Origin of the sequence: Halomonas sp. 18071143 (genome assembly GCF_019211725.1) — a bacterium.
GTDB lineage: Bacteria > Pseudomonadota > Gammaproteobacteria > Pseudomonadales > Halomonadaceae > Vreelandella > Vreelandella stevensii.
On the sequence record NZ_CP078120.1, the window covers coordinates 1,035,165 to 1,058,573 of the forward strand.

General features: G+C 62.4%; 22 protein-coding genes. 12 read left to right on the forward strand and 10 right to left on the reverse strand.

The genetic code is table 11. The features are described from left to right. Positions 1-7 precede the first annotated feature (7 nt). The 3 genes from KVY02_RS04955 to KVY02_RS04965 all read right to left on the reverse strand — a co-directional run bounded on the left by KVY02_RS04955 (position 8) and on the right by KVY02_RS04965 (position 2,730). The gene (locus KVY02_RS04955; protein WP_256357568.1) at positions 8-1,213 is read right to left on the reverse strand and encodes a hypothetical protein; all 1,206 of its coding nucleotides are present in this window, start codon (positions 1,211-1,213) and stop codon (positions 8-10) included. Next, positions 1,182-1,655, reverse strand: a complete 474-nt coding sequence (locus tag KVY02_RS04960) for a hypothetical protein (protein WP_371317403.1) — start codon at positions 1,653-1,655, stop codon at positions 1,182-1,184. The genes KVY02_RS04955 and KVY02_RS04960 overlap by 32 nt, the downstream gene beginning before the upstream one ends. Positions 1,656-1,797: 142 nt before the next feature. Next, entirely contained in the window at positions 1,798-2,730 is a 933-nt protein-coding gene (locus tag KVY02_RS04965; protein ID WP_218314593.1) for a glycerophosphodiester phosphodiesterase, read from the reverse strand. Between the two features lie 180 nt (positions 2,731-2,910). Here KVY02_RS04965 and KVY02_RS04970 point away from each other — a divergent pair, with 180 nt between their 5' ends. Both KVY02_RS04970 and KVY02_RS04975 read left to right on the forward strand, forming a co-directional pair. Next, positions 2,911-4,506, forward strand: a complete 1,596-nt coding sequence (locus tag KVY02_RS04970) for a PQQ-dependent sugar dehydrogenase (protein ID WP_218314595.1) — start codon at positions 2,911-2,913, stop codon at positions 4,504-4,506. An 80-nt stretch (positions 4,507-4,586) separates the two neighbouring features. Beyond that, on the forward strand, positions 4,587-4,985 hold the full coding sequence (locus tag KVY02_RS04975; RefSeq protein WP_016916486.1) for a VOC family protein: 399 nt from the start codon (positions 4,587-4,589) through the stop codon (positions 4,983-4,985). On the opposite strand, the gene KVY02_RS04980 is transcribed toward KVY02_RS04975, so the two are convergent. Further along, on the reverse strand, positions 4,982-5,872 hold the full coding sequence (locus tag KVY02_RS04980) for a LysR family transcriptional regulator (protein ID WP_218314596.1): 891 nt from the start codon (positions 5,870-5,872) through the stop codon (positions 4,982-4,984). The genes KVY02_RS04975 and KVY02_RS04980 overlap by 4 nt on opposite strands. Before the next feature lie 121 nt (positions 5,873-5,993). Between KVY02_RS04980 and trpB the strand changes: the two genes are divergently transcribed. The 3 genes from trpB to KVY02_RS04995 all read left to right on the forward strand — a co-directional run bounded on the left by trpB (position 5,994) and on the right by KVY02_RS04995 (position 8,460). After that, on the forward strand, positions 5,994-7,211 hold the full coding sequence (trpB, locus tag KVY02_RS04985) for a tryptophan synthase subunit beta (RefSeq protein WP_218314598.1): 1,218 nt from the start codon (positions 5,994-5,996) through the stop codon (positions 7,209-7,211). 20 nt (positions 7,212-7,231) lie between these two features. Next, complete coding sequence (trpA, locus tag KVY02_RS04990; RefSeq protein WP_256357569.1) at positions 7,232-8,092, forward strand: tryptophan synthase subunit alpha; 861 nt, start codon at positions 7,232-7,234, stop codon at positions 8,090-8,092. A gap of 155 nt (positions 8,093-8,247) precedes the next feature. Beyond that, complete coding sequence (locus tag KVY02_RS04995; protein ID WP_256357570.1) at positions 8,248-8,460, forward strand: hypothetical protein; 213 nt, start codon at positions 8,248-8,250, stop codon at positions 8,458-8,460. Positions 8,461-8,551: 91 nt separating this feature from the next. Here the strand turns inward: KVY02_RS04995 and KVY02_RS05000 are convergent, their stop codons facing one another. Both KVY02_RS05000 and KVY02_RS05005 read right to left on the reverse strand, forming a co-directional pair. Next, positions 8,552-9,163, reverse strand: coding sequence for a LysE family translocator (locus KVY02_RS05000; protein WP_039175903.1), 612 nt, complete (start codon positions 9,161-9,163; stop codon positions 8,552-8,554). Between the two features lie 27 nt (positions 9,164-9,190). Continuing rightward, entirely contained in the window at positions 9,191-10,018 is an 828-nt protein-coding gene (locus KVY02_RS05005; protein ID WP_016916494.1) for an AraC family transcriptional regulator, read from the reverse strand. Positions 10,019-10,193: 175 nt separating this feature from the next. Between KVY02_RS05005 and KVY02_RS05010 the strand changes: the two genes are divergently transcribed. Both KVY02_RS05010 and KVY02_RS05015 read left to right on the forward strand, forming a co-directional pair. After that, the gene (locus KVY02_RS05010; RefSeq protein ID WP_218314600.1) at positions 10,194-10,946 is read left to right on the forward strand and encodes an SDR family oxidoreductase; all 753 of its coding nucleotides are present in this window, start codon (positions 10,194-10,196) and stop codon (positions 10,944-10,946) included. Between the two features lie 33 nt (positions 10,947-10,979). Continuing rightward, a complete protein-coding gene (locus KVY02_RS05015) occupies positions 10,980-11,873 on the forward strand; it encodes a dihydrodipicolinate synthase family protein (RefSeq protein ID WP_218314601.1) in 894 nt (297 codons plus the stop codon). A gap of 30 nt (positions 11,874-11,903) precedes the next feature. On the opposite strand, the gene KVY02_RS05020 is transcribed toward KVY02_RS05015, so the two are convergent. Beyond that, the gene (locus KVY02_RS05020; protein ID WP_218314603.1) at positions 11,904-12,872 is read right to left on the reverse strand and encodes a zinc-binding metallopeptidase family protein; all 969 of its coding nucleotides are present in this window, start codon (positions 12,870-12,872) and stop codon (positions 11,904-11,906) included. 264 nt (positions 12,873-13,136) lie between these two features. On the opposite strand from KVY02_RS05020, the gene KVY02_RS05025 reads away from it, so the two are divergent. From KVY02_RS05025 to KVY02_RS05035, 3 genes are all read left to right on the forward strand, one after another. Continuing rightward, positions 13,137-13,472 carry a zinc ribbon domain-containing protein YjdM gene (locus KVY02_RS05025; protein ID WP_039175928.1) on the forward strand — a complete coding sequence of 112 codons (336 nt, stop codon included), beginning with the start codon at positions 13,137-13,139 and terminating at the stop codon, positions 13,470-13,472. 81 nt (positions 13,473-13,553) lie between these two features. Then, the gene (locus tag KVY02_RS05030; protein ID WP_100732319.1) at positions 13,554-13,808 is read left to right on the forward strand and encodes a type II toxin-antitoxin system Phd/YefM family antitoxin; all 255 of its coding nucleotides are present in this window, start codon (positions 13,554-13,556) and stop codon (positions 13,806-13,808) included. After that, on the forward strand, positions 13,801-14,067 hold the full coding sequence (locus KVY02_RS05035; RefSeq protein WP_218314605.1) for a Txe/YoeB family addiction module toxin: 267 nt from the start codon (positions 13,801-13,803) through the stop codon (positions 14,065-14,067). Before KVY02_RS05030 ends, KVY02_RS05035 begins: the two co-directional genes overlap by 8 nt. 144 nt (positions 14,068-14,211) lie before the next feature. On the opposite strand, the gene KVY02_RS05040 is transcribed toward KVY02_RS05035, so the two are convergent. Continuing rightward, the gene (locus KVY02_RS05040) at positions 14,212-15,105 is read right to left on the reverse strand and encodes a LysR family transcriptional regulator (RefSeq protein ID WP_062372658.1); all 894 of its coding nucleotides are present in this window, start codon (positions 15,103-15,105) and stop codon (positions 14,212-14,214) included. 145 nt (positions 15,106-15,250) lie between these two features. On the opposite strand from KVY02_RS05040, the gene KVY02_RS05045 reads away from it, so the two are divergent. Both KVY02_RS05045 and KVY02_RS05050 read left to right on the forward strand, forming a co-directional pair. Then, complete coding sequence (locus tag KVY02_RS05045) at positions 15,251-16,462, forward strand: YbfB/YjiJ family MFS transporter (protein WP_218314606.1); 1,212 nt, start codon at positions 15,251-15,253, stop codon at positions 16,460-16,462. A 35-nt stretch (positions 16,463-16,497) separates the two neighbouring features. Then, positions 16,498-17,109, forward strand: coding sequence for a glutathione S-transferase family protein (locus tag KVY02_RS05050; protein WP_081135264.1), 612 nt, complete (start codon positions 16,498-16,500; stop codon positions 17,107-17,109). A gap of 161 nt (positions 17,110-17,270) precedes the next feature. Here the strand turns inward: KVY02_RS05050 and recD are convergent, their stop codons facing one another. Both recD and recB read right to left on the reverse strand, forming a co-directional pair. Continuing rightward, entirely contained in the window at positions 17,271-19,664 is a 2,394-nt protein-coding gene (gene recD, locus KVY02_RS05055; RefSeq protein WP_218314608.1) for an exodeoxyribonuclease V subunit alpha, read from the reverse strand. After that, positions 19,661-23,335 (reverse strand): exodeoxyribonuclease V subunit beta, encoded by a 3,675-nt coding sequence (gene recB, locus KVY02_RS05060; RefSeq protein ID WP_218314610.1) that lies wholly within the window; start codon positions 23,333-23,335, stop codon positions 19,661-19,663. The genes recD and recB overlap by 4 nt, the downstream gene beginning before the upstream one ends. Positions 23,336-23,409: the final 74 nt, after the last annotated feature.

The following is a 23,409-nucleotide window of genomic DNA, read 5'->3' on the forward strand; positions in this document are numbered from 1 at the left end:
GCAGGGTTTAGAAGCGCAGGGAAAGTTGAAACAGCAGCATGTTCCAATGTCTGCGGGTCAGGCTGGTGTCGGGATTATCCTGCCGAGGTAGCCAGCCGGTGCCATCGACGTAGTGGTACTCCCCGGACAGCATGAGCTGGGAAGTAGGCGTCCACTGCACGCCGAGGGTCATGTCATCGGCAAACTGCGAGTGCGCAGGCCCAAACCTGGCCCGTTCATAGGCATGCCCCGAACGGTCGTCGGTATTATTGACCAGCCGGTCGAAGCGAATCAGGCCGCTCCAGTCGGGAGAGAAGCGCCGCTGATACTGTACGTACCAGCTTTCACCCGTGATATCGAAGGTGCGTGGCAGGTGATCACCGCTTAGGGACTGCTGGCGCAGTGCGTATTCGGCGGTCAGGCTCCAGTGCTCCTGGTTGTACTGCACAGAGGCTATCCAGGGCTGAAACTCGAAGTCGGCTTCCTGGCCCATCAGCGTCGCTTCCAGATTGACCGAGGCCGCGCTCAGCGCCGCTACCCACTGGCCGCTGTGATCTTCGAACAGCAGTTGCGCAATGGCCGAGGGCGCTGATGCTGAGACCCGCTGAGCAGTACCGCCAAACAGCTGGTCGGACAATGCTGACCCCGTTTGTGGGCGACCCAAACCGCCTCTCAAGCGCCATGTACCCGCCGCGGTATGCTCCTCGGCATACAGGCTAATGCCGTCCGCCGCCAGCCCCAGCGCGCGGGTGCGATCGAAGTAGATGGATTGAGGCAGCAGAATGCTCGGGCGCGTAAAGGCGACATCGCGCGTCTGGTTGTAGAGTCCAAACGGGTTCTTGAAACGGCCTACTTGCACCCCCAGCGTGCGCGCGGGGCTGGCCAGCATCTGGTAGTCCACCACGCCATAGTCGAGAGTGGGGGCCGCATCGCTGGTATCGCCTCCTGCGCGGCGGCTGAGCAGTTGGCCTGCCACCAGTACCCGGCGGTGCGGGCGAAACGAGGCGTTCAACCCCAGCTCGGTATACTCCAGGCTGCCCTTGTCGCTACTGTTGCCAAAGAAGTCGTTATGGTCGGTAATGACCAGTGCCTGGCTGAGAAACCCGTGCACCTGAAGGGTATCGGCGGGGTGGTCATGGGCCATGCCTGCCACGGGCAGCCAGGTCAGCAAGCCCGCCAGGGCGCAGCGTTGCGCCAGGCGCTTACTCCATGGAGATGACACGGACGCTTTCATCCAGGTACTCCCGTTCAAGGTAGCCCAGCGCGCCGGGAGTGCGGGCAACTTGCTCGCGCATATCCACCTGGTCGCGTACACGGTGGGGAGCTTGCCCCATGCCAGAAAACACCATCCTGTCCCAGGCCAGCTGCAATTGATGCGGGTAGACGGCCAGCATCTCCTTGGCAAAGCGCGCATGGACAGTATCGCGATTGGGTAACACAAAGACCTGCATGGCCTGGCCGTTGGGCCAGGTGCGTTGGCGCATGGCAAACATGGCACGCAGAGCGTCGCGGGGCAGGGCCGAGTGCTCGATGTCGGGATGGGCCACCAGTACGATGACCGCGAGCGACTCTGCGGGCTCGGCCCTGGCCGTGGCAGGCATGAGCAGCAGCCAGCATAGCGCCAGCAGCCCATAGGTGCGCCAGTGGTTACGCGGCCTCACGCTAAGCCAATGCACCAGGAGTAGGCGCCATGTGTGTAAGAATGAGGGACCCCTCCCTACCATGTAAAAACGATGACCTGACAACGCTTTTTTATATCAGCAAGATAGCACGCTAAAGTGTGGCCGGGTAATCGTGATGAACGCTGGAAAAGCATGCCTATTCAACGATGAGTGCCTGTACACGATCCGGGTAATCCGAAAACAGCCCATCGACGCCCAGCCCCATCAGGCGCTCCATCTCCGAAGGCTCGTTAACGGTGTAAACGTGCACCGGCAGGCCGTTCTGCTGGGCCAGCTCGATAAAGTCAGCATCGATGACATCCTGCCCATCATGGCGTGCGTTGGTGCCGATACCGACCGCGTATTCGGCGATGCGCTGAAAGTCGCTGGCACGCATCTGGGCGGGGGCTGGTGTGGTGTCGTTCCACTCGACCAGGGGAGTGCCTTCGCCCTCGCTGGGGGAGTACCACAACAGTTGCACCAGCGGGATCTCAGGGTTGAGCGCCTGTATTTTCAGCAGGCTTTCCTGAGCAAACGACTGCACCAGAACACGCCCTTCCTCGACCATATCGTAGGCTTCCAGGCGCTCCACCAGTGCGGCTTCCAGGCCCGGGTTCAAGTGGGGTGACTTGGTTTCGATGTAATAGCGGGTGGTATGCCCGAAGTGATCGAACAGTTCCTCCAGCGTCAGCATGGGTAAACCGACAAAGTCTTCCGACGCTTGCTCGGGGTTTGCTTCGTTGAACCAGCTGCCGGTATCCAGCGCCTTCAGTTCGGCCAGCGTGTGCTCATGGATATGCCCTTCACCGTTACTGGTACGTTCCAGCGTGTTGTCATGAAAAATGACCACTTCGCCATCGGCGGTGATCTGAGCGTCCAGCTCCAGATAGTCCACCCCCCACTCGTGGGCCAGCTCGTAGGCGGGCAGCGTGCTTTCGGGGGCATGGCCACTGGCCCCGCGATGTGCGATGACCTGAAAGTTTTCCAGCGCGTTCAACTGCTGAGCGAGTGGAGACTCGCTGGCGATTCCCACAGAAGCAACGGCCATGAGTGCCGTCAGTGCGGTAGCCGTACCCAAATAGCGCGACATGGTAACTCCATCTATAGGCAACATTTATCAAAACCATAACGTCTCTCTATCGAAAACGCACGCACTCGCTGAGCAGAGGCTTGCCTATCGTAACGCCCGGTGATGCAACACACTCAGCGAAGCCTACGGCAACTGATGTATGCTGATTTGAAAAGCCGTTCAAAACGTGAAGAGGGCATCATGGGGTCTAAGCAGGGCTGGGGCAAAAAGGGCAGGGGAGCGCTGGCGCTACGCGTGTTGCTGGCGACGATCGTGGGCGTGGCGCTGGGCAGTGTCGTACAAACCCAACTGAACCTGGGTGAGCTGCAGGCGCTGGGCGTGGCCATTCCGCTGGGTACGCGGCTATCGACCACGGCTCAGGACTTGATTCACTTTGCGCCCGTATACGCAGGGCTCTTTCTGGTGGGTTTTCTCATCTCCCAGGCCGTGGCGGGCTGGCTGGCTCGGCGGTGGCCTGCCAGCCTTCGACGCCCGGCCTTTGCGCTGGCGGCCGTGGCCGGGCTATGGCTGACTTTCCTGCTGACCAATATGTTTGCGCCCATGCCCACGCTGGTGGCAGCCACCCGCACTGCCGGTGGGCTGGCCGCCATGCTGGCAACGGCCGCCGTGGCAGGCTGGCTGCTGGCCGTGTTGACATGCTCCGCGTCGAACAGACGGCGTAGCAACGCACCTTTGGCCATCGTGCTGTCTACTTTTATGCTGCCTGTGATTCAGCCCGCTGCCGAAGCCCAAACGGCTTATCAGATCGACACCCTGGCCGATGCGCTGGAGCACCCTTGGTCGCTGGCATTCTTGCCCGATGGCCGATTTTTAGTGACCGAGCGCCCGGGACGCCTATTGCTGCTGGATGACAGCGGCCAGACGCTGGCCGACTTGGAGGGCGTGCCGGAGGTGTTTGCCTCTGGGCAGTCGGGGCTGTTCGATGTGCTGCTGTCCCCCCAATTCGAGACCAATCAACAGCTCTACCTCAGCTACGCCTGCGGTACAGCCAGTGCCAACCATACCTGCCTGGCTCGAGCCACCCTGGGCGATGGGCGTTTGGAGCAGGTGGAAGAGATTTTTCGGGTTCACCCCGCCAAGCGTGGCGATGCCCACTATGGGGGCCGCCTGGCATGGCTGCCGGATGACACGCTGATCCTCACTCTGGGCGATGGTTTCGATAACCGTGAAGATGCCCAACGGGTGAGCAGCCATATCGGCAGCATCGTGCGCCTGAATGCCGATGGCAGCGTGCCCGACGACAACCCCTTCCTGGCCCGGGCCGATGCACTGCCCGAGCTCTACAGCATTGGCCATCGCAACGTGCAGGGGCTGGTCTACGACGCTCAGCGCCAGCAGCTGATTGCCCACGAGCATGGCCCGCGAGGCGGAGATGAGCTCAACCTCATCCAACCCGGCAACAACTACGGCTGGCCGATTGCCACCGGCGGGCTGGATTACACTTGGGCCAGGGTCTCGCCGTTTACCGAATACCCCGGCATGCAGCCCCCGGCGCTGGAGTGGACGCCTTCTATTGCCCCTTCGGGGATGGCCGTCTATCGGGGCGAGCTGTTCCCCGAGTGGCAGGGCGACCTGCTGGTGGGGGCATTGGTCAATCGTGAAGTGCGTCGGGTACGCTGGCAGGAAGACGGCAGCGCCGAAGACGTAGAGGGGCTGTTTGGTGAGCTGGACGCGCGCATTCGTGACGTGCGAGTAGGCCCCGAGGGCGCGGTCTACCTGCTGACCGACAGCCCCAAGGGCAAACTGGTCAGAGTGACGCCAATCGAGCCACAATAAGTACGAGATAATAAGTACGAGACAATAAGCACGAGAAAGGCAACTCCGCGGCGCTGCGCCGCGCGATGAGGAGATAGCGCATGCTGGCTTACACAATGGTGGGAACCCAGGATCTGGAGCGTGCCCTGCAGTTCTACACGCCGCTGTTCAATGCCATGGGGCTGGATATCTGCTGGCAGGATGACAGCTGTGTTTCCTTCGGCGACCCGGATGATGTCGAAGTGCCCCAGTTTTTCGTGGGCCTGCCGTTTGATGGTCATCCTGCCACGGTAGGCAATGGCACCATGACCGCCTTCCAGTTCAGCGACATCAAGGAAGTGGATACGCTGCATCAGCTGGCCTTGCAGAGCGGCGGCAGCGACGAAGGCGAACCAGGTTTTCGCCCTCAGTATGGCGACGGCTTCTACGCGGCTTACGTCCGCGACCCCGACGGCAACAAGCTCGCCTTCGTGGTGTATCCACACCGGGTTGGGCTTTAAGCTCCCAACTCCCTGCGCAACCAGCTCGCCAGGGCTTCGCTGCGGCGGGCGTTGGTGTGTTTGGGTAGCCACAGGCAGAGCCTGGCCGAGGTTTCGATATAGCCCCAGGGGGCGACCAGCCGACCGCTTCTCAGGTCGTCTTCCACCAGTAGCCTGGGGGCAATGGCGACCCCGAGCCCTGCCACGGCGGCTTCCATCAGGTAGTAAAGGTGTGCAAACCCCTGGCCCTGCTGCAGGGCTGCTTTCAATGCGGCGGGTTCCAGACCTTGGGCGGCAGCCCACTGCGGCCACGCCTGGGGGCGTGATGCGGTATAGAGCAGCTTGCTGCCAAACAGCGATGAGGGGGCTTCCACGTGGCATGCCGTGGCCAGCCGGGGGCTGGCCACGGCGCAAATTTCCTCAGCTATCAGAGGAATGCGCTCTCCTTCCTCGGGCCAGGGTGGTTCGAAGAAGGCCAGCGTGGCGCTGGTCTCGGGTTGGCCCGGCTGTTCTGCATCGCTCACCACCACTTGCAGCTTCAGTTCGGGCAGCGTCTGGTTCAAGCGGTCCAGGCGGGGGATCAGCCAGCGGGCCAGCAGGCTGCCGGGGCAGGCCAGCGTAAAGGGCGCCTCTTCCACCTCATGCTTGAGCAAAGTGCAACTATCCCTGAGTTTGGCGAAGGCCTCTCCAACCCCGCTTTGCAACTGCTCACCGTGGTGGGTCAGCACCAGCCCGCGTCCGGCTTTCGTGAACAGCGCCACGCCAAAATGCTCATCCAGACTCTTGAGCTGTCGGCTTACCGCGCCGTGGGTCACGCTCAGCTCGTCAGCGGCCGCAGTGACACTGCCCAGCCGAGCAGTGGCTTCAAAGGCGCGCAAAGCGCTCAGCGGGGGCAGGCTGTGTTGCATGGGGTCTCCTGGAACAGTTGCGAAAAACTCACAGGTGCTTGACATCTTATCGATTTTTCTTCCGACCTGCCTGCGCTAACGTCGACACATTGCAAAAACGCCCCAAATCGCAGAGGTCGAGATGAACCAACCGTTAAGCCTACCCGATGCCAACGGCATGTTTGGCAGCTTTGGTGGCCGCTTTGTGGCCGAAACCCTGATGCCGCTGATTCTCGAGCTTCAGGATGAGTACACCACGGCCAGGAACGACCCCGAATTCCAGCGCCAGCTCGCCTATTTCCAAGGCGACTACGTGGGGCGCCCCAATCCGCTCTACTTTGCCGAGCGCCTCACCGAGCACTTCGGCGGTGCCAGCATTTACCTCAAGCGTGAAGAGCTGAACCACACTGGCGCGCACAAGATCAACAACTGCATTGGCCAGGTACTGCTGGCCAAGCAGATGGGCAAGAAGCGCATCATCGCGGAAACCGGCGCAGGCATGCACGGCGTGGCCACCGCCACCGTAGCGGCCCGCTTTGGGTTGCCCTGCGTGATCTACATGGGCGCCACCGACATCGAGCGCCAGCAGCCCAACGTGTTCCGCATGAAGCTGCTGGGCGCGGAGATCGTGCCGGTCACTTCCGGTACCGGCACGCTCAAGGATGCCATGAACGAAGCGCTACGCGACTGGGTCACCAACGTAGACGACACTTTCTACATCATCGGCACCGTGGCAGGCCCGCACCCGTACCCGGCCATGGTGCGCGATTTTCAGGCGGTGATTGGCCATGAAACCCGCGCCCAGATGCTCGAAAAGCAGGGCCGCCTGCCGGATTCACTGATTGCCTGTGTCGGCGGCGGCTCCAACGCCATGGGCCTGTTCTACCCGTTCATCAACGATGACAGCGTGCACATGGTCGGTGTGGAAGCGGGCGGTAAAGGCGTCAAGAGTGGCCTGCACGCCGCCAGCCTCAACGGCGGCACCCCCGGCGTATTGCACGGCAACCGTACCTACCTGCTGCAAAACGAAGATGGCCAGATTAGCGACGCCCACTCTATTTCCGCAGGGCTCGATTACCCCGGCATTGGCCCCGAACACGCCTGGCTGCACGAGCAGGGGCGGGTCGAGTACGTCTCTGCCACCGATGACGAAGCGCTGGAAGCGTTCCAGATCTGCTGCCGCCAGGAGGGCATCATCCCCGCCCTGGAAACCGCCCACGCCCTGGCAGAAGTCGCCAAACGTGCGCCGACACTGCCCCGCGAGCACCTGATGGTGGTCAACCTCAGCGGACGTGGTGACAAGGACATGAACAGCGTGGCCCAGCATCTGGGCGACCGCTTCGGCATGAAACACTCATGAGCGCGATACAGGAGACTCCCATGCAACCTACCTTGCAACGTACTTCTCGGCTCGACAGCTGCTTTGCCGCGCTCAAACAGCAAAACCGCCCAGCGCTGGTCAGCTACCTCACTGCGGGCGACCCGGACCCCGAGACCTCCCGCCGCCTGCTGCACGGGCTGCCGGATGCCGGTGTGGATATCATCGAACTCGGCATGCCGTTCAGTGACCCCATGGCCGATGGCCCCGCCATTCAAAAGGCTGCCCTGCGCGCCCTGGAAAAAGGCCAGACCCAGGCCAAAACGCTGGCAATGGTGCGCCAGTTCCGGGAGCAGAACAGCACCACGCCCATCGTGCTGATGGGCTACTACAACCCGATTTACTGCTACGGCGTCGAGCGTTTTCTCAGTGACGCAGCCCAGGCAGGGGTAGACGGACTGATCGTGGTGGACCTGCCCCCCGAGCACGACGAAGAGCTGTGCCAGCCCGCCGCCCAGCACGGCATCGATTTCATTCGTCTGGCCACGCCCACCACCGATGCCAAGCGGCTACCCAAGGTGCTGGCCAACGCTTCCGGGTTCATCTACTACGTTTCCGTGGCGGGCGTGACCGGCGGCAGTGCCCCCACACCCGAGCGGCTGGAAGGCGCCGTGAACCAGCTGCGCGAACACACGCAGCTACCCATTGCCGTGGGCTTCGGCATTCGCACCGCCGAACAGGCCGCCACCATTGGCCGCTTCAGCGACGCCGTGGTAGTAGGCTCTGCTCTGGTAGATTGCATCGAACACGCCAGCAGCGGCGAAGAAGCCATCGCCCAGGTACACGGGCTGGTGAAAGCGCTGTCGGCCAGTGTGAGAGGGTGTCGAGAACCCCAGCAGGAGCGCGCGGGTTTGCCAGCCTGATGGTAAGCACCATCACACCACAGAGCGGGCCATGGCCCGCTCTGTTTTTATTCTGAAACCACTACGCCCAACTTGCCGCTGTTTCCATAAAACAGGCATCATCCACGTTTGAGGGTGGCGGGATAACGTCACGTGTATTCAAACAGAGGAAAACCATGGGCAAGCTCTTTTCGTTGCTGGTGCTGCTGGGGTTGGGCTATGCGGGTATCTATTTCTATTATGGCGTGGTGATTGAGCGGGAGGTCGAGCAGCAGCTGGTAGCCCGTGGCCTGACCTCGGTCAGCGTGGATAACGTCGAGTATGGCCTGCTGGCGCCGGTCAGCAACAGCGCCAATATCGCCGTCACCGTGGGGTATCGTGGTTCCTAGGCGGCGGTCAACGTGCGCGTGCAAGGTCACCCGCTGTGGTCCGATGAGGTGACGGTACAGCTGGACGGCCTGCAAGCCCTGCGTTTGGGGATCAGCTTCGGGCAGTAACCACGAGCCAAACGTGTTCATGGCCAATCGATACCGCTACGGCTACCAGTAGCCCCGCCATGACCCAGTTGAACCCTTTGATCAGCATGGGCTGCCTGACACGCTGGCCAAGCAGGCTGCCTATCACCACATAGCTGCCGGGGGCACCTGCCGCCAGTGCGGCCAGCCCCAGTGCCCAGATAAACAGGCTCATGCCCTGAATACCCTCGGCAGGAAACTGCAGCGTCGCGATGGGCAGTGTCGCGACCATGGCTTTGGGGTTGAGTAACTGCATCATCAGGCCATCACGAAAACTGAGCATGCGTGGTGCCGGGGCGTGGGTATCCAGGGTGGCATTGGCGCGGGCCACCTTGTAGGCCAGATACAGGATATAAGCGCAGCCGAGCGCGCTGAGCAGCACCAGGGAGTCTTGAGATATCCAGGCGGCTCCCGCCCACCCCAACACCAGCAAGTACAGCAGCATGGCCAGCCCCACGCCCAGGCAAAACCCCAGCGAGGTTTTACCCTGCCCGTTGATACCGACATTCAACCCCAACAGATTCACAGGCCCAGGCGTGTACATGACGCCCAGGGCATAGGCGACGATTGCTAACATGAGAAAACCTCTAGGTGGACGTGATGCTTAACGCGTGATGTCGCGTTGGTACTGGAAAGGGGTCATGCCATAGATGCGTTTGAAACGGCGGTTGAAGTGGCTCAAATCCGCAAAGCCGAAACGCAGCGCTATCTCGGTGAGTGGCGCGCCCTGGTCGAGCGCGGAGCGGGCGGCGTTCACGCGGCAATTGATCACGTATTGATGAGGGGTCATGCCGAACTGTTGGCGAAATAGCCTCAAAAAGTGGTACTTCGACAAATGCGCGGCCTGGCTGATGTCGTCCAGCGAGATATCTGCCTCAAGATGCTCATGAATATACGTTTTGGCGTGGCCCAACAGCGTGTCTGGGCGGTTGGTGCGTTGGCCAGTCACCATGTGCCCGCCAAGCTGAACCATGCGCTCGATCACGCGATACAGCGCGTTTTCCTGGTCGATGCAGCTGCCCGCTTGATGCGTGGTCAGGCGTGCGACTTCCTGTATCGCCTGGCGCAGCAGCGGGTCGTGAATGAGCGTACTCCGGGAACGAAACGGTGACGTTTGTGGGCGGCCAAGCAGCTCCTCGAACAGCGGCAACACTTGGTTGGGATGCACGTATACCATCACGTAGCCCAAAGCCTGCTCACCGCCAGCGTGGCCGTCATGAACCTCTTCTGGGTTGAACAGAATCACGTTGCCCGGTGGGCTACGATGAAACTGCCCGCCGCTGAAGAAATCCTGTCGCCCCGCCAGCGTCACCCCAAAGGCGTACTCCTCGTGGGCATGACGGTCATAGCTAAAATCCTCGATGGCCGCTTTCAAGACGGTCAGTGACGGCACATGATGATTTTTGAAAAACTCGAACTGGCTGCTGCCCATGCCAACCTCCTTGATCACATTCGGCCCATGGCGAGCTTACCCTGACCCGTTTCAGGATATGACGCGGGCGCCAGCGTGGCTTGTACATAATTGCTCAACGGCGGTGTCAGTGTATATTCACTAGACGGTACACAGTGGGCGGCATTCGCAAAACGCTGGCAAACGAGGAGGGCGCATGGCAAACCCCAACGTAGTGGTGATTACCGGCGGGAGTCGAGGCATTGGTGCCGAGACGGCCCGGCTGTTCGCCCGGCATGGCTACGATGTCTGCCTCAACTATGTCGAAAACGACGCAGCCGCCGAGCGTGTGCGCAGTGACATCCTCGCCCTGGGCGTGCGCTGCCTGGCCGTGAAGGCGGATGTGTCGAAAGCCGATGAGGTGGCGAACCTGTTTCGCCAGGTCGATCAGGAACTCGGCACGTTGACGGTGCTGGTCAACAACGCCGCCATTCTCAACACCCAGGCGCGGCTGGTGGATATCTCGCCGGAGCGTTTTGGCAACGTGCTGCAAAAGAACGTCATGAGCTGCTTTCTCTGCTGCAAGGAGGCCGTGCAGCGCATGTCTACCCGCCAGGGCGGCGCGGGCGGCAGTATCGTCAACGTTTCCTCCATGGCCGCCAAAAGCGGCTCGCCCAACGAGTACGTGGATTACGCCGCCTCGAAAGGGGCCGTGGATACCTTGACTCGGGGGTTGGCGCTGGAAGTCGCGGCCGGAGGCATCCGCGTGAATGCAGTGCGCCCCGGCCTCATCTACACCGAGATGCACGCACTCGGCGGCGAGCCTGCCCGCGTAGACCGGTTGAAGTCTCGCATCCCCCTGCAACGGGGTGGCCAGCCTTCCGAAGTGGCAGAAGCCATTGTCTGGCTGGCCAGTGACAAGTCATCCTTTGCCACCGGCACTTTACTGGACCTGGCGGGTGGCCTGTAATGCCCTGACCAGCCCCCCAAAAAAGGACACCCCATGTTTACCGGCCTGAGTGCGTTTCCGCTGACCCCCATGAACGAGCAGGGCATCAACGAGCAGGAGTTCATCCAGCTAGTGGCCCGGCTGGCCCACGCGCAGGTGGATTCCATCGGCGTGCTGGGCTCTACCGGCAGCTACGCTTATTTGAGCGTGGAGGAGCGGGCCCGCGTGGCCAAGCTGAGCGTGGAAAACGCCGCTGAGGTGCCGGTGGTGGTGGGCATTGGCGCGCTGCGCACTCGCGATGTACTGGCCAACGCCGAACATGCCCAGCAGGCCGGGGCGAGCGGCCTGTTGCTGGCGCCGGTGTCTTACCAGAAGCTCACCGACGACGATGTGTTCAACCTGTTCAGTACCGTCAGCCGCGCCATCAGCGTGCCGCTGTGCGTGTACGACAACCCCGGCACTACCCACTTCACGTTTAGCGATGAGCTGCACGGGCGCATTGCCGAGTTGCCCCTGGTGCGCTCCATCAAGATTCCGCCAGTGTCTACTGACTTGGAAGATGCCAAAGCCCGGGTGGCGCTGCTACGGGCGCTGATTCCCGAGGACGTGACCATCGGCATCAGCGGCGACCCCGCCGCCGCCACGGGCCTGCTGGCCGGCTGCGAGGCATGGTATTCGGTATTCGGTGGGCTGTATCCGGAACACGCGCTGGCGCTGACCCGCGCCGCTCAAGCGGGAGATGCCGAACAGACCCTGGCCCACTCCAACGCGCTGGCAGCGCTATGGGCGCTTTACCATGAACATGGCGGCAGCCTGCGGGTGGCCGCGACCATGGCCGAACTCACTGGCCGCGTGAGCGCGCCCTGTCTGCCCCAGCCACTGAATACCCTGCAAGGGCAGGCACGCCAGCAGGTGAAGGCGGTGATCGAGGCGCTGGGGCTACGCTAAACCATACGGCTCACGTAGCGTAGCGTTGACCTACAGCCCCTGTGCGCCACGGCGCAACCAGTCGTGGACGAACACCAGTTTGCGTAGCGTGACCTCGGAAAGCACAAACGGGTAAAGATCCGACAGCCCCATGGAACGGTTCACATGGTTTACGCCCGCCACCAAGGATGCCGCAATATGAATCAGCCGCTCAGAATCAAGTTCGGCGTAGGCATCCCAGTTGTGGTCGTCCGGTAGAACGGGCGAGGACATGCCCGACGACACAAAGCTGTCGGTGATATCCGTCAAGTGCAGCAGGTGCGAAGTCGTTTCCGCCCAATCCTCGTGGGGGTGGGAAGAGGCGTAGGTGGAGAGAAAACGCGTTTGCCAATCCGCAGGTGGGCCATTCTGGTAGTGGCGCTGCAAGGCTGCCGGGTAATCCTCACGCTCATCGCCAAACGCCTCGCGGAATGCTTCTAAAAAATCTTCCCGCAGGCTAAGCCGCCACCACAGCATATGGGCTATTTCATGGCGCATATGGCCAATCATGGTGCGGTAGGGCTCATCCAGCGCCTCTTTGCGGGTGGTGCGCAGCACGGCATCCGCTTCGGCCACGCTAATCGTCACCACGCCGCCCACGTGCCCCATGGGCACTGGGGTATCGCCTTCGGCCAGCAGATGAAACACCGGAGTGGCGCCGGGGTCTTCCGGGCGAAACCAGTGCCAGCGGCCCAGGTTATCGATCACCCAGCGTTTGGCCGCCTCGGTTTGTGCCCAGTGGGGGATCGCATCGGTGATGGAAGGATCGGGAGCCAGCGCCGTCATGGCACAGGCGCGGCAGAACTCTCCCTGCCTGGGGGCTATCCAGTTGCAGCCGATGACGTCGCGGTTGGCACAGAAGGGCGTCAAGGAAATAAACGCCCGCGCCTGGGGGTCGTAGGCCACCGGCACGCCATCCGCCGTGACCAGATTATCAAACCAGAGTGAACCGGCTCCGACCGGGTTGGCAAAAACACGCATAGGTCGGCTATCTCAAGAGAAACGAGGCTTCAGTCTAGGTGCGTCGCCCTGAGTACGCCAACGGGGATATCGACGGTGCTATTTTCCATCAACGTCATATTGTCCGGCAGGCGTGCCGAGAATTGCCGCCGCCCCTGGAGCGCTCATGCCTACTCCGCGTTCTCCATTCTCCGCTTTGCCAGGCTGGGGGCGCCTGGCATTCGCCAAAGGTTCGCAGGCTCAGTATCATAAGCGGACGACACCAACTCAAAGAAGCCACTGCTCATGTCTTGCCCACCGTGCCCCCGCTGCCAATCCGAATTCGTCTACCAGGACCAACGCCTGTTCATCTGCCCCGAATGCGCCCACGAATGGAACCCTGAAGAAGCCGCCGCCGAAGAGGCCGTGAACGTGGCCGATGCCCACGGCACGCCGTTGGCCGAGGGCGACAAGGTCACGCTGATCAAGGACCTCAAAGTGAAAGGTAGCTCTCTGGTGCTCAAGATCGGCACCAAGGCCGTCATCAAGCGGCTAAAAGAGGGCAAAGACCACCAGCTGGACTGCAAGGTAGACGGCGCAGGCGACATGATGGTGACCGCGCAGTTTGTGAAGAAGGCTTGATGAAGCATTATGTGCTCTAAGCTGTACAGGTTGGCGTGCGGTCGCTAAACTTGTACCGTGAATGGTACAAGTGAGGTGTGTATGAAAATCGTGTCTTTTACAGAAGCGAGGAATGGCTTGAAAGCCGTGCTGGATGGCGTTGTGAATGATGCAGACACCACCGTGATCACGCGCAGGGATGCTGAAGATGCCGTTGTGATGTCACTGGATTATTACAATAGCCTCATGGAAACAGTGCACCTGCTTCGTTCACCTGGTAATGCTGAGCATCTTCAACGCTCAATAGCGCAATATCGTGCTGGCCAGACAAGCGCACGAGCGTTAATGGATGAGTAGCCAACGGCTATTGTGCTGGACAGATGAGACTTGGAACGACTACGTCTATTGGCAAGGTCAGGATAAGAAAACCCTCAAGCGCATCAACAAGCTGATCAACGATGTAAAGCGCTCTCCCTTTGAGGGAATCGGTAAGCCAGAGCCCTTGAAAGAAAATCTGGCGGGCTTTTGGTCTCGACGCATCGATGACACCAATCGGCTTGTTTACGCCGTCGATCAACATGCCATCACGGTCATTTCATGCCGCTATCACTATTAGCCTGAAACTGACCTTGTCTCCGGGAGTCAGTCCGCCTTGCGGGAGGTGGCTTTAGCCCGCGACCATGCTAGCCGCCAGGCCGCCTTTAGCACCATGGCGCTTGCCCAACTGCCCATCGTAACCCCCTGAATTCTTCAGTCCACCTCACGATGCATTCAACTGAGGCTCATTCACCACCACCGCGTCACGCAACGTTTCAGCAAAGCTTGCCAAGGCGGGTGTCCAGGTTTCTGATTTGGGGGCGACAAAATAGGTATCGATATTGGCGATGGAGGTGGACAGTTCCAGCGTGTGAATCTCGAATCGGTGCTGGTGGGCTTCAACCGTGCCACGGGGGAGCACTGTGTAACCCATCCCGGCAGCAACGCAGCCCAGCATTGCATCCAGCGAACCGAGCTCGAAGATCCTGCCCGCATTAACACCCTGGGCGGCCAGCAAAAGCTCAATACGCTGGCGGTAGCTGCACCCCTGGCGAAACGCCAGGAAAGCAGACGTAAGCAGCGCTTGTGAAGAGGGCATCTGCGTCATCGGCGTAGAGCCGACTAAGACAAGCTGCTCGCTAAACGCTTTGAGCGAGTGGTAGTGGCCATGCTCGAGCCTCCCGGCCACGAAGATACAGTCCACCTGCCCATTAAGCAACAGCTCGACCAGCTCAGCCGTCGGCCCGGTTTTGATCTGGATATCAACGTCAGGCTGCGCTGCGTGATAAGCCGCCAGTATCGGCGGAAGGCGTAGCGCCGTCGTGGTCTCCATGGCACCTATGCGCAGCCGCCCACATGCCTTCACCTGGCCTTTAAACAGCGACACGGCTTCATCGTGGGCCGTTATCATGCGCTCAGCGTACTCCACCAGTGCCCACCCGGCACTGGTAGGACGAACTCGCCCCGCACGGTGAATCAGCTTTACGCTAAGCTCCTCCTCAAGCTTCTTAATGTGGGTAGTCACATTGGATTGAACCGTGTGTAGCCGTTTGGCCGCCGCCCCAAAGCTGCCGGTTTCGGCCACGGCCACCAGTAGCCGTAGCGATTTAAGTTGCACGTGCCATCTCCCAGTCAGGTTATCTATAAAAAAGATAGTATCGATCAAAACTAATCGTTTCCAGGAATGGCTACGCACGCGTAGCCTAAGAGGGTAACTACCTGCTGCTGACCTACCTGAGGTGGCTCCAAAGGGAACTGGCTTGATGAAGCGAACACTCACTACCGACGATCTGCCCGCGTTAATGACCGGCATCATGGCGACCCTGGCGGGGATAGGTATTGCTCGCTTCGCCTATACGCCGCTATTGCCTGCGATCATTCAGCAAGGGTGGTTTACCGCAAGCCAGGGCGCTTACCTGGGGGCGGCCAACCTGTTGGGGTATTTTATCGGCGCGCTTGCCGCCCACTCGCTGAGCGAGCGTTTTGCGCCGCGCTGGGTGTTGGCGGCAAGCTTTGCGGGTATCGGGCTCAGCTTCCTGCTTTGCGCCGGGGCGGGTGGTTTTCACTGGTTCTTCTTCTGGCGGCTGGTCTCGGGGGTAGGCGGGGGGATCTTGATGGTCGTGGGTCCCTCGCTGGCGCTGGCGGCCACGCCCACGGAAAGGCGAACCCGTGTCGGTGCCCTGGTGTTTACCGGTATCGGGTTTGGGGCGCTGCTTTCCGCCCTCGTGGTGCCGTCACTGCTCGGGGTAAGCCTCTCGCTCACCTGGGGTGCGCTGGGGCTGCTCTGTTTGGCGGCTGGCCTGTCGTGCGACCGCGGCGTCACGCGCTTGCCCCCACGCCCCGTGGCAAGCCAGGCAGCAAGCCCGGTGGGTAATAGCCCCGTTGGGTATGCGGGGGTAAAGTGGGTGGTGGTGCTGGTCATCGGCGCTTACGCGCTGGATGCGGTGGGGTTCGTGCCCCACACCGTGTTCTGGGTGGACTACCTCGCCAGGGAGCATGCCCTGGGCCATCAAGCCGCTTCCCTGCAATGGGGAATCTTCGGGCTGGGTGCCCTGTGCGGGCCGTTCATGGTGGGAGCGCTGGCCCAGCGCGTGGGGTGGCAAGGGGGCTTGATGATCGCCTTTACGGCCAAGGCCGCTGCCGTCATGCTCCCGGTGTTCTCGCTTGCCCTGCTCAGCCAGTCGGTTTCTTCGTTCATGGTGGGGGCGATGATTCCCGGCATCGTAGCCCTCACCTCTGGCCGCCTGGCCGAGCTGGTCGGGCCCACCGCCCACAAGCAGCTCTGGGGGCGAGCCACGGCCGCTTTCGCCGCCGCCCAGGCAGGGGCAGGCTATGCCATGTCGGCGCTGTATGGCATGTGGGGCAGCTATACGCCGCTCTTCACCATCAGCGGCATGGCGCTTGCCCTTGGCTTGTTGCTCGTACTGCTTAGCCGAGGCGTTCAGCAGCGCCGCACACATCCTTCTGCCCAATAACCTAACAAGCACTATTCAGACAAAGGGAGGCAACCATGGAACTCTACCTGAACGCAACATCCCCCTATGCGCGGCTGGTGCGCATCGTGTTACTGGAAAAAGGCCTGATGGACGCCGTGACGCTCAAGTGGTGCGACCCCTGGGCCGACGACGGCGACCTTCTAAAGGCCAACCCCGCCGGGCGCATCCCCGCACTGGTGACGGAGGAGGGCACCACGCTCAGCGAATCCATGCTGATAGCCATGTACCTGGACAGCCTGGACAACGTAAAGCCCACCCCGCCCGTACTGCCCACCAACTCGTTGAGCGACGTACTGCACTTGGCAGGCCTGGGCCAAAACCTCATGGATGCCGCATTCACCACCGTGATTGCCCGCAAGCACTATGGCCCCGAGATCGACCAAAGCGAGCTGGGCCAACGCCGGGCAAGGGCCATGCAGCGGCTGTTGAAGCAACTGAATAGCGAGCTGAGCGGCAACCCCACCGCCGCATCGATCCACCTGGGCGACATCGCCATCGCCGTCGCGCTGGAATACCTCGACTTCCGGCTGCCAGAAATACGCTGGAAAGAAGCGCATCCCCAGCTTGCCGCGTGGCATGCGGCTGTAACAGCGCGAACAAGCTTCCAGCAAACCGCCTTCACCTAGCCCCCCGTGGGAGGCCGCTTCAGCCCGCGACCACCTCCCCCATAGGTGAACCCGCCCTGTGGGAGGTGGCTTCAGCCCGCGACCATTCCAGCACCCAGCCAGCCAAGGGAAATTTTTCGTTGCGGCTCCGCCAAAAGCTGATTCAACTAGAACCAATGGTTTTAACCTCCAACCCCACTAACCCTAACCACCTCCCTCACCACCGCCTCATTCAACACCCCGCGCTTGGCTTCCACCACCGTGAGCCATTCGCGGGCACGGGTGATGCCGGTGTACACCAGCTCGCGGGTCAGGATGGGGTTCAGCGTGGGCGGCAACAGCAGGGCGGTGTGCAAGAACTCCGAGCCCTGGGATTTGTGCACCGTCATCGCAAACACGGTTTCCACCGCGTGCAGGCGGGAAGGCAGCACCCAGCGGATGGGTTTGTCGGTGTCGCTGGCAGCACTTGATGAAGGAAAGGCCACTCTTAATAGCTTCTGCTGCGGGTTGCGCGGGTCGGGTACGGCCAGGGTGATGCCGATATCGCCATTCATCAATTTCAGGCCGTAGTCGTTTTGGGTCACCAGTACCGGGCGGCCCTCAAACCAGCCTTTCTCCAAGGTGTAGTCACTGCCGAACAACAGCTTTTCGCGACGCAATGTGCTGGCGATGCGCTGGTTCAAGCCTTCAACCCCCCAAGGCCCTTTGCGCAGCGCGCACAGCAGTTGGAAATGGCTGTAGGCGCTGAGTACCTCGCTGGCCCAGGTGTTGTAGACGGCGGGGCTCTCCTCGAAGGATTCCCCCCTTGGGCGCTGTGCTTGCAGCACCTTGAGGTAGTGGCGGTAGCCCGTGGGCGGGGCGATGGGCTGGCCTTGGTGGTCGGTGCGGCCTTCGCCGTTGCCTGCAAAGCCGCTGGGGCTGCCGTGAATCACCAGCTTATCCAGCGCGGCGTCGTCACTCATCACCAAATGGTGAATATCCGGGTAGCCGTGGCGCAGCACGGCGGTGACGGCCTGCTGCTTTTCCCGCTCGCTTTGCGCATGGCCCGGCTGGTTGATGGCCTTGGCGAGCTGGCCGATGCCGCTGTGTTCATTGAAGCGGTGGCTGACCCGCAGCATGGTAATGGCCTGGTCCAGCGGCTGGCCTGCGGGGTCGATGAACTCCGCTGGCAGCGGTTGCCCGGTGGCCTGGGCCAGCCATTCGGCGGTGGCCGGGGTGTAGTGGGCGGCTTCCGCGCGGCGGCACAGGTCGCCGAGTACCGAACCGGCCTCTACCGAGGCGAGCTGGTCTTTGTCCCCCAGCAGTATGCACTGGGCGTGGGCGGGCAGGGCGCTGAGGGTGGCGGCCATCATTTCGATATCCACCATCGAGGCTTCGTCGATCACCAGTACGTCCAGGGCCAGCGGGTTGGCGGCGCTGTGGCGGAAGTGGCGGGTGTCGGGGCGTGCGCCGAGTAGTCTATGCAGAGTGGTCACTTCTGTGGGGATGGTGGCTGATAGTTGTTCTGTGTGTGACAGCTGTTCTGTGGCTGAATCGTCGTCGAGGCGTCGAACCGGAGCTGAAGCTCCCTCCCACAAGGCTCCCTCCCACAAAGTCCTCTCCAACACAGTTTCCTCACTCAAAGCTTCTGTCTGCTCGGCTCCTTTCAGCAACATGGTGAGGTCGGTGAAGGGGAGTTTGGCGACTTGTCCGGCGATGGATTCGTTCAAGCGGGCGGCGGCTTTACCGGTGGGGGCGGCCAGGCGGATGCGCAGCGGCTGGCTGGGGTGCTGGGCCAGTTGCAGGGTTTGCAGCAGGGCGAGCAGGCGCACCACGGTGGTGGTTTTGCCGGTGCCGGGGCCGCCGGTAATGATGCCGAAGCGGCTGCGGGCGGCCAGGGCGCAGGCGGTTTTTTGCCAGTCCAGGGCGTTGCTTGGCTTGAACAGAATGTTCAGGGCTTGGGGGAGTAACCCAGGGTGACTGGCGTCACCCATCGCCCAGTGAATTGGCCTCCCACTTTGGCTTTCTGTGCCCGTGCTTTCTGCGCCTGTGCCTTCCAGGCGGGCGGCGATGTGTTGGTGGAGGCTTTGTTCGTACTGCCAGTAGCGGCGCAGGTAGAGCCGCGTGTTGGGCGTGGCGCTGGTTAAGTGAGTGGTTACTACTACCAGCGGCGTGTTGCCGGGGCCTTCGCTGGTGAGCAGCGGGTGGTGCAGGGCGGCTTGCCATTCGCTGAGCGTGAGCGTGGCCAGCACGTCGCTGGGCAGCGGCGGCGGGTCGGTGAGGTCGTCGCCTTCGGGCGGTAGCGAAAGGGCGAAATCCGGCGCGTTGAGCGTGGCGTTGATATCCAGGCACACGTGGCCCCGGCCTAGCTGGTGGCTGGCCAGCGCGGCGGCCAGTAGCAGCAGCGTGGGGGCATCCGGTGCTTCGCTGGCGAGAAAGCGCACCAGGGCGCGGTCCAGGTCCCGCAGCCAGCCGCGTGCTACCCAGCGTTCGCACAGGGCCAGCAGTTCCGGAGTGCTGCTCAGTGCAGGGTGAGCGCTGGCGGTGGGCGCATCGCCGAACATGTCGAAGGTGTGGGTGTCGTGCTGGCGGCTCATGCCGTGGCCTCCTGCTGGGTGGCGTGGGGCTCGCCTGCAAACAGGCTGTCCAGGGCTTCGATGAGTTCAACCGGGGCGGGCTCGCCCACCACGCCACGCCCAGGGCTGCGGCTGCCGCGCAGGAATACCGTCATCGAACCGCCCAAGTGCTGGTGCGGGTCGTAATCCGGCAGGCGCGCTTTTAACAGCCGGTGCATGGCGAGCAGGTAGAGCGCAGCCTGCAGGTCGTAGCGTTTGGCGAGCAGCGCGTGGCGCAGGGCCTCGGGTTCGTAGGCGCTGTCGTTGGGGCCCAGGTAGTTCGATTTCCAGTCCAGCACGTAGAAGCGCCCTTGATGCTCGAAGGCCAGGTCGATGAAGCCTTTCAGCATGCCGTTGAGGGTGTCGGCATCCAGCGCGGGGCGCTCGATGCCTGGCAGTAAGTGCTTGCTCACCAGCGCGTCGATGGCTTGGGTGTTCACCCGCTTGGCGGCAAACCAGAACTCCAGCTCTACCTGGTAGCTTTCCAGCTCATTCAGCGCCACGCTTTGCGGGGTGGGCGCGGCCAGCGGCAGCGGCGTGGTGAGCAGGGCGCTTAGCCAGCCCGCCAGCGGCTCTTGCCACGCCTGCCAGCCGCGTAGCTGCACCCGCCGCCACAGCATGTCGTTGAGGGCTTCTCTATCATTTGCGGCAGCATCGAAACCTTGCTTGCCTGCCCACTCCAGCAGCCCGTGCAGGAAGGTGCCGGGGCCGGGGCCACGGGGGAATTTGTGCAGGTGATACGCTTCCGGTTGAGATAGATCCCGAGGTTCATCCAGCACTTCGAAGGCGGTGGCTTCCTGGGCGGTGGTGGGCTCTAGCGGTGGCAGCACCGGGGCGGTGAGCGTGCCGGAAAGCCGCAGCGCGGAGTAGCTGGCAATCCACCAGTGCTCTTTGGCCGGGCGCGTGGGCGTGCGGGCGTGGCCCAGGGCGTTGCTTTCCGCCACGGGCGTCACGCGTTCAGCGGTGGGCTCGGGCGGCGTGCCGAGGTGGATGTTGCTGCCAACCACCAGGGCATCGAGCGCTTTGGGGAGCGCATCGGAGGAAAGGGTGCTGCCACCGGTCAACAGGTAGCCCAGCGCGCTGTTTTCCAGGCCTTTCAGCGGGGCTAGCCCCAGCCAGGTGGCGTGGCGGGCGCGGGTGAGCGCCACGTAGAGTTTGCGCAGGTCTTCTCCCAGCCGTTCGCGGTCGGCGGTGGCGAGTATCGTGTCATCGGCGTCCAGGCTGAGCTGCAGGTTGCCCTCGCTGTCGTGCCAGCGCAGCGGTACGTCTTCGGCTTTCACCGGCCGGTGGTTGGCGATGAAGGGCAGGAACACCAGCGGGTACTCCAATCCTTTGGATTTGTGGATGGTGACCACCTTGACCAGATCCGCGTCGCTCTCCAGGCGCAGCTTGTGGCTGTCGCCGTGGCTTTCCGGGTCGGCAATGGCATCAAACAGAAAGCGAATCAGCGCGTGTTCGCCGTCCAGCTCGGCGCTGGCCTGTTGCAGCAGTTCGCCCAGATGCAGCAGGTCGGTAAGCAAGCGCTCACCTTCCTCGAACTCTGCCAGCAGGCGGGCGGGAATCTCGAAATCCACCATGATGCGGCGCACTAGCGGCAGCACGCCCTGGCGCTGCCACAGGCGGTGGTAGTGGCTGAACTGCTCGACCCGCGCTTCCCAGGCCAGCTCGTTCTGCTGCAAGTGGTCCAGCTCGGCAAGGCTGAGCCCCAGCACTGGGGTGGCCAGCGCGGCGCGCAGGTGCGCTTCGGCCTGGCGGGAGCTGGCCAGCGGCTCGGCGCAGGCGCGCAGCCAGCGCTCTACCTGGGCGGCCATGGGCGAGCTGAACACCTTGTCGTGGTCCGACAGGTACACGCTCTTCACCCCTCGGCTGGCCAGCGCCTGACGAATGGCGCGGGCTTCCTGCAGGCCGTTCACCAGTACTGCCATATCGGAAGGCTTGAGCGGGGTGAGCACGTCGTCGGTTTGAAAGCCGCTCTTGCCGTGTTGGCCTGCGTTGAGCAGTTCCGCCATGTACGAGGCGCAGCGTTCGGCCATCTCGGTCTGGTAGGCGGTTTTGGAGAGCGGCTCGTCGGCGGCGAGTGGCCAAAGCGTCATGGCGGGCAGTGGTTGGCCCTGGTGAACGAGCTGTTCACTTCGGCCTTTGGCGTCTACCGGCAGAAACGGCAGCGGGTTGTCGCCGCCTTCTTCGCGGAATAAAAACGCCCCTGCCGGATGTTCATCGGCATAGCGGAAGCAGTGGTTCACCGCCGCTACCATGGCGCGGCTGGAGCGGAAGTTGGTGCCCAGCGTCACGTGGCGGCCTGCGGTGTCTTCGCGGGCTTTCAGGTAGGTGAAGATATCCGCGCCGCGAAAGGCGTAAATGGCCTGCTTGGGGTCGCCGATCAGCAGCATGGCGGCGTCGCGGCGGGGCCTGGCGACTTCATACACCGCGTTGAAGATGCGGTACTGGATGGGGTCGGTATCCTGGAACTCGTCGATCAGCGCCACGGGGAACTGGCGCAGTATCTGCGCGGCCAGCGCCTCCTTGTTGGGGCCTTGCAGGGCGCGGTCCAGGTGGGTGAGCAGGTCGTTGGGGCCCATTTCGGCGCGGCGCTCTTGCTCCCGCTCCAGGCGCACTTTGCACCACTGCACGGCGTGAATCAGCAGGTCGTTGCGTGGCTCGGGCAGCGTGTTGAGCGCGGCGGGCAGCTCGGCCAGCGCTTGCCAGGCTTTCGGGCAGGGTGGCGCGCCCTCTTTCCATATTTCCGCCATGCCGTCCGGGGTCAGGCGTTTCCAGGCGGCGGGAGTGAGCGCGGGGCGTTCCTGGTCGCTGTTGCTCCACTCTTGCAGTGCGCCTAGCCAGTTGGCGCGGCTTTTGGCGTTGAAGCTTTGGCCTTTGAAGGCTTTGCGCTGGGCGGCGTCTTCCAGCGCGGGCACCAGGTCGTCCAGCCATGCGGGCCAGGGGGCTTTCAGGGTGCTGAGCAGGGCGCTGCGCTCGGCGGCGGCGGTGCTCAGCGTGTGGGTTGGCTCGGGGCGTAGCGCCCCCAGCGCGTCGCTTTCGTGGAGCAGTTTGCGCACGTCCTGATGCAGGTGGTCGGGGGATTTCCAGTAGCCGGTGATGCTGCCCAGCGCCTCGGCGTCCAGCGGGTAGTAGAAGGTGCGCCAGTAATCGCGCACCACTTCTTGCTCCAGTTCGTGCTGGTCGTTTTCCAGGTTGAGCGAGAACAGGCTGCCGCTATCGAAGGCGTGTTCCCGCAGCATGCGGTAGCACCAGCTGTGGATGGTGGAAACGGCGGCTTCGTCCATCCACTCGGCGGCCAGCTCCAGGCGGCGAGCGCAGGCGGGCCAGGTGGCCTCGGGGTACTGGCTGCGCAGCGCCAGAAGAAGAGAGTCTTCACCCTGATCACGAAATACGGCAGCCGCCTCCACCAGCCGATGGCGAATGCGTTCGCGCAGCTCCTGGGTGGCGGCGTTGGTGAACGTGACCACCAGAATTTCCGGCGGGGTGAGCGGGCGCACGAAGGCGGTGTCGTCCTCGCCGTGCTGCCCGCCCAGCACCAGGCGCACGTAAAGCAGCGCGATGGTGAAGGTTTTCCCCGTGCCCGCGCTGGCTTCGATCAAACGGCTGCCGTGGAGTGGTAGCGTCAGCGGGTTCAGCGGGGCGGGCTGGCTCATTCTTCTTCTCCGAACATCACGGCAGGCGGAAAGCAAAGCGCCTTGGGTGGGTGACCCAAGGCACCGGCACTATA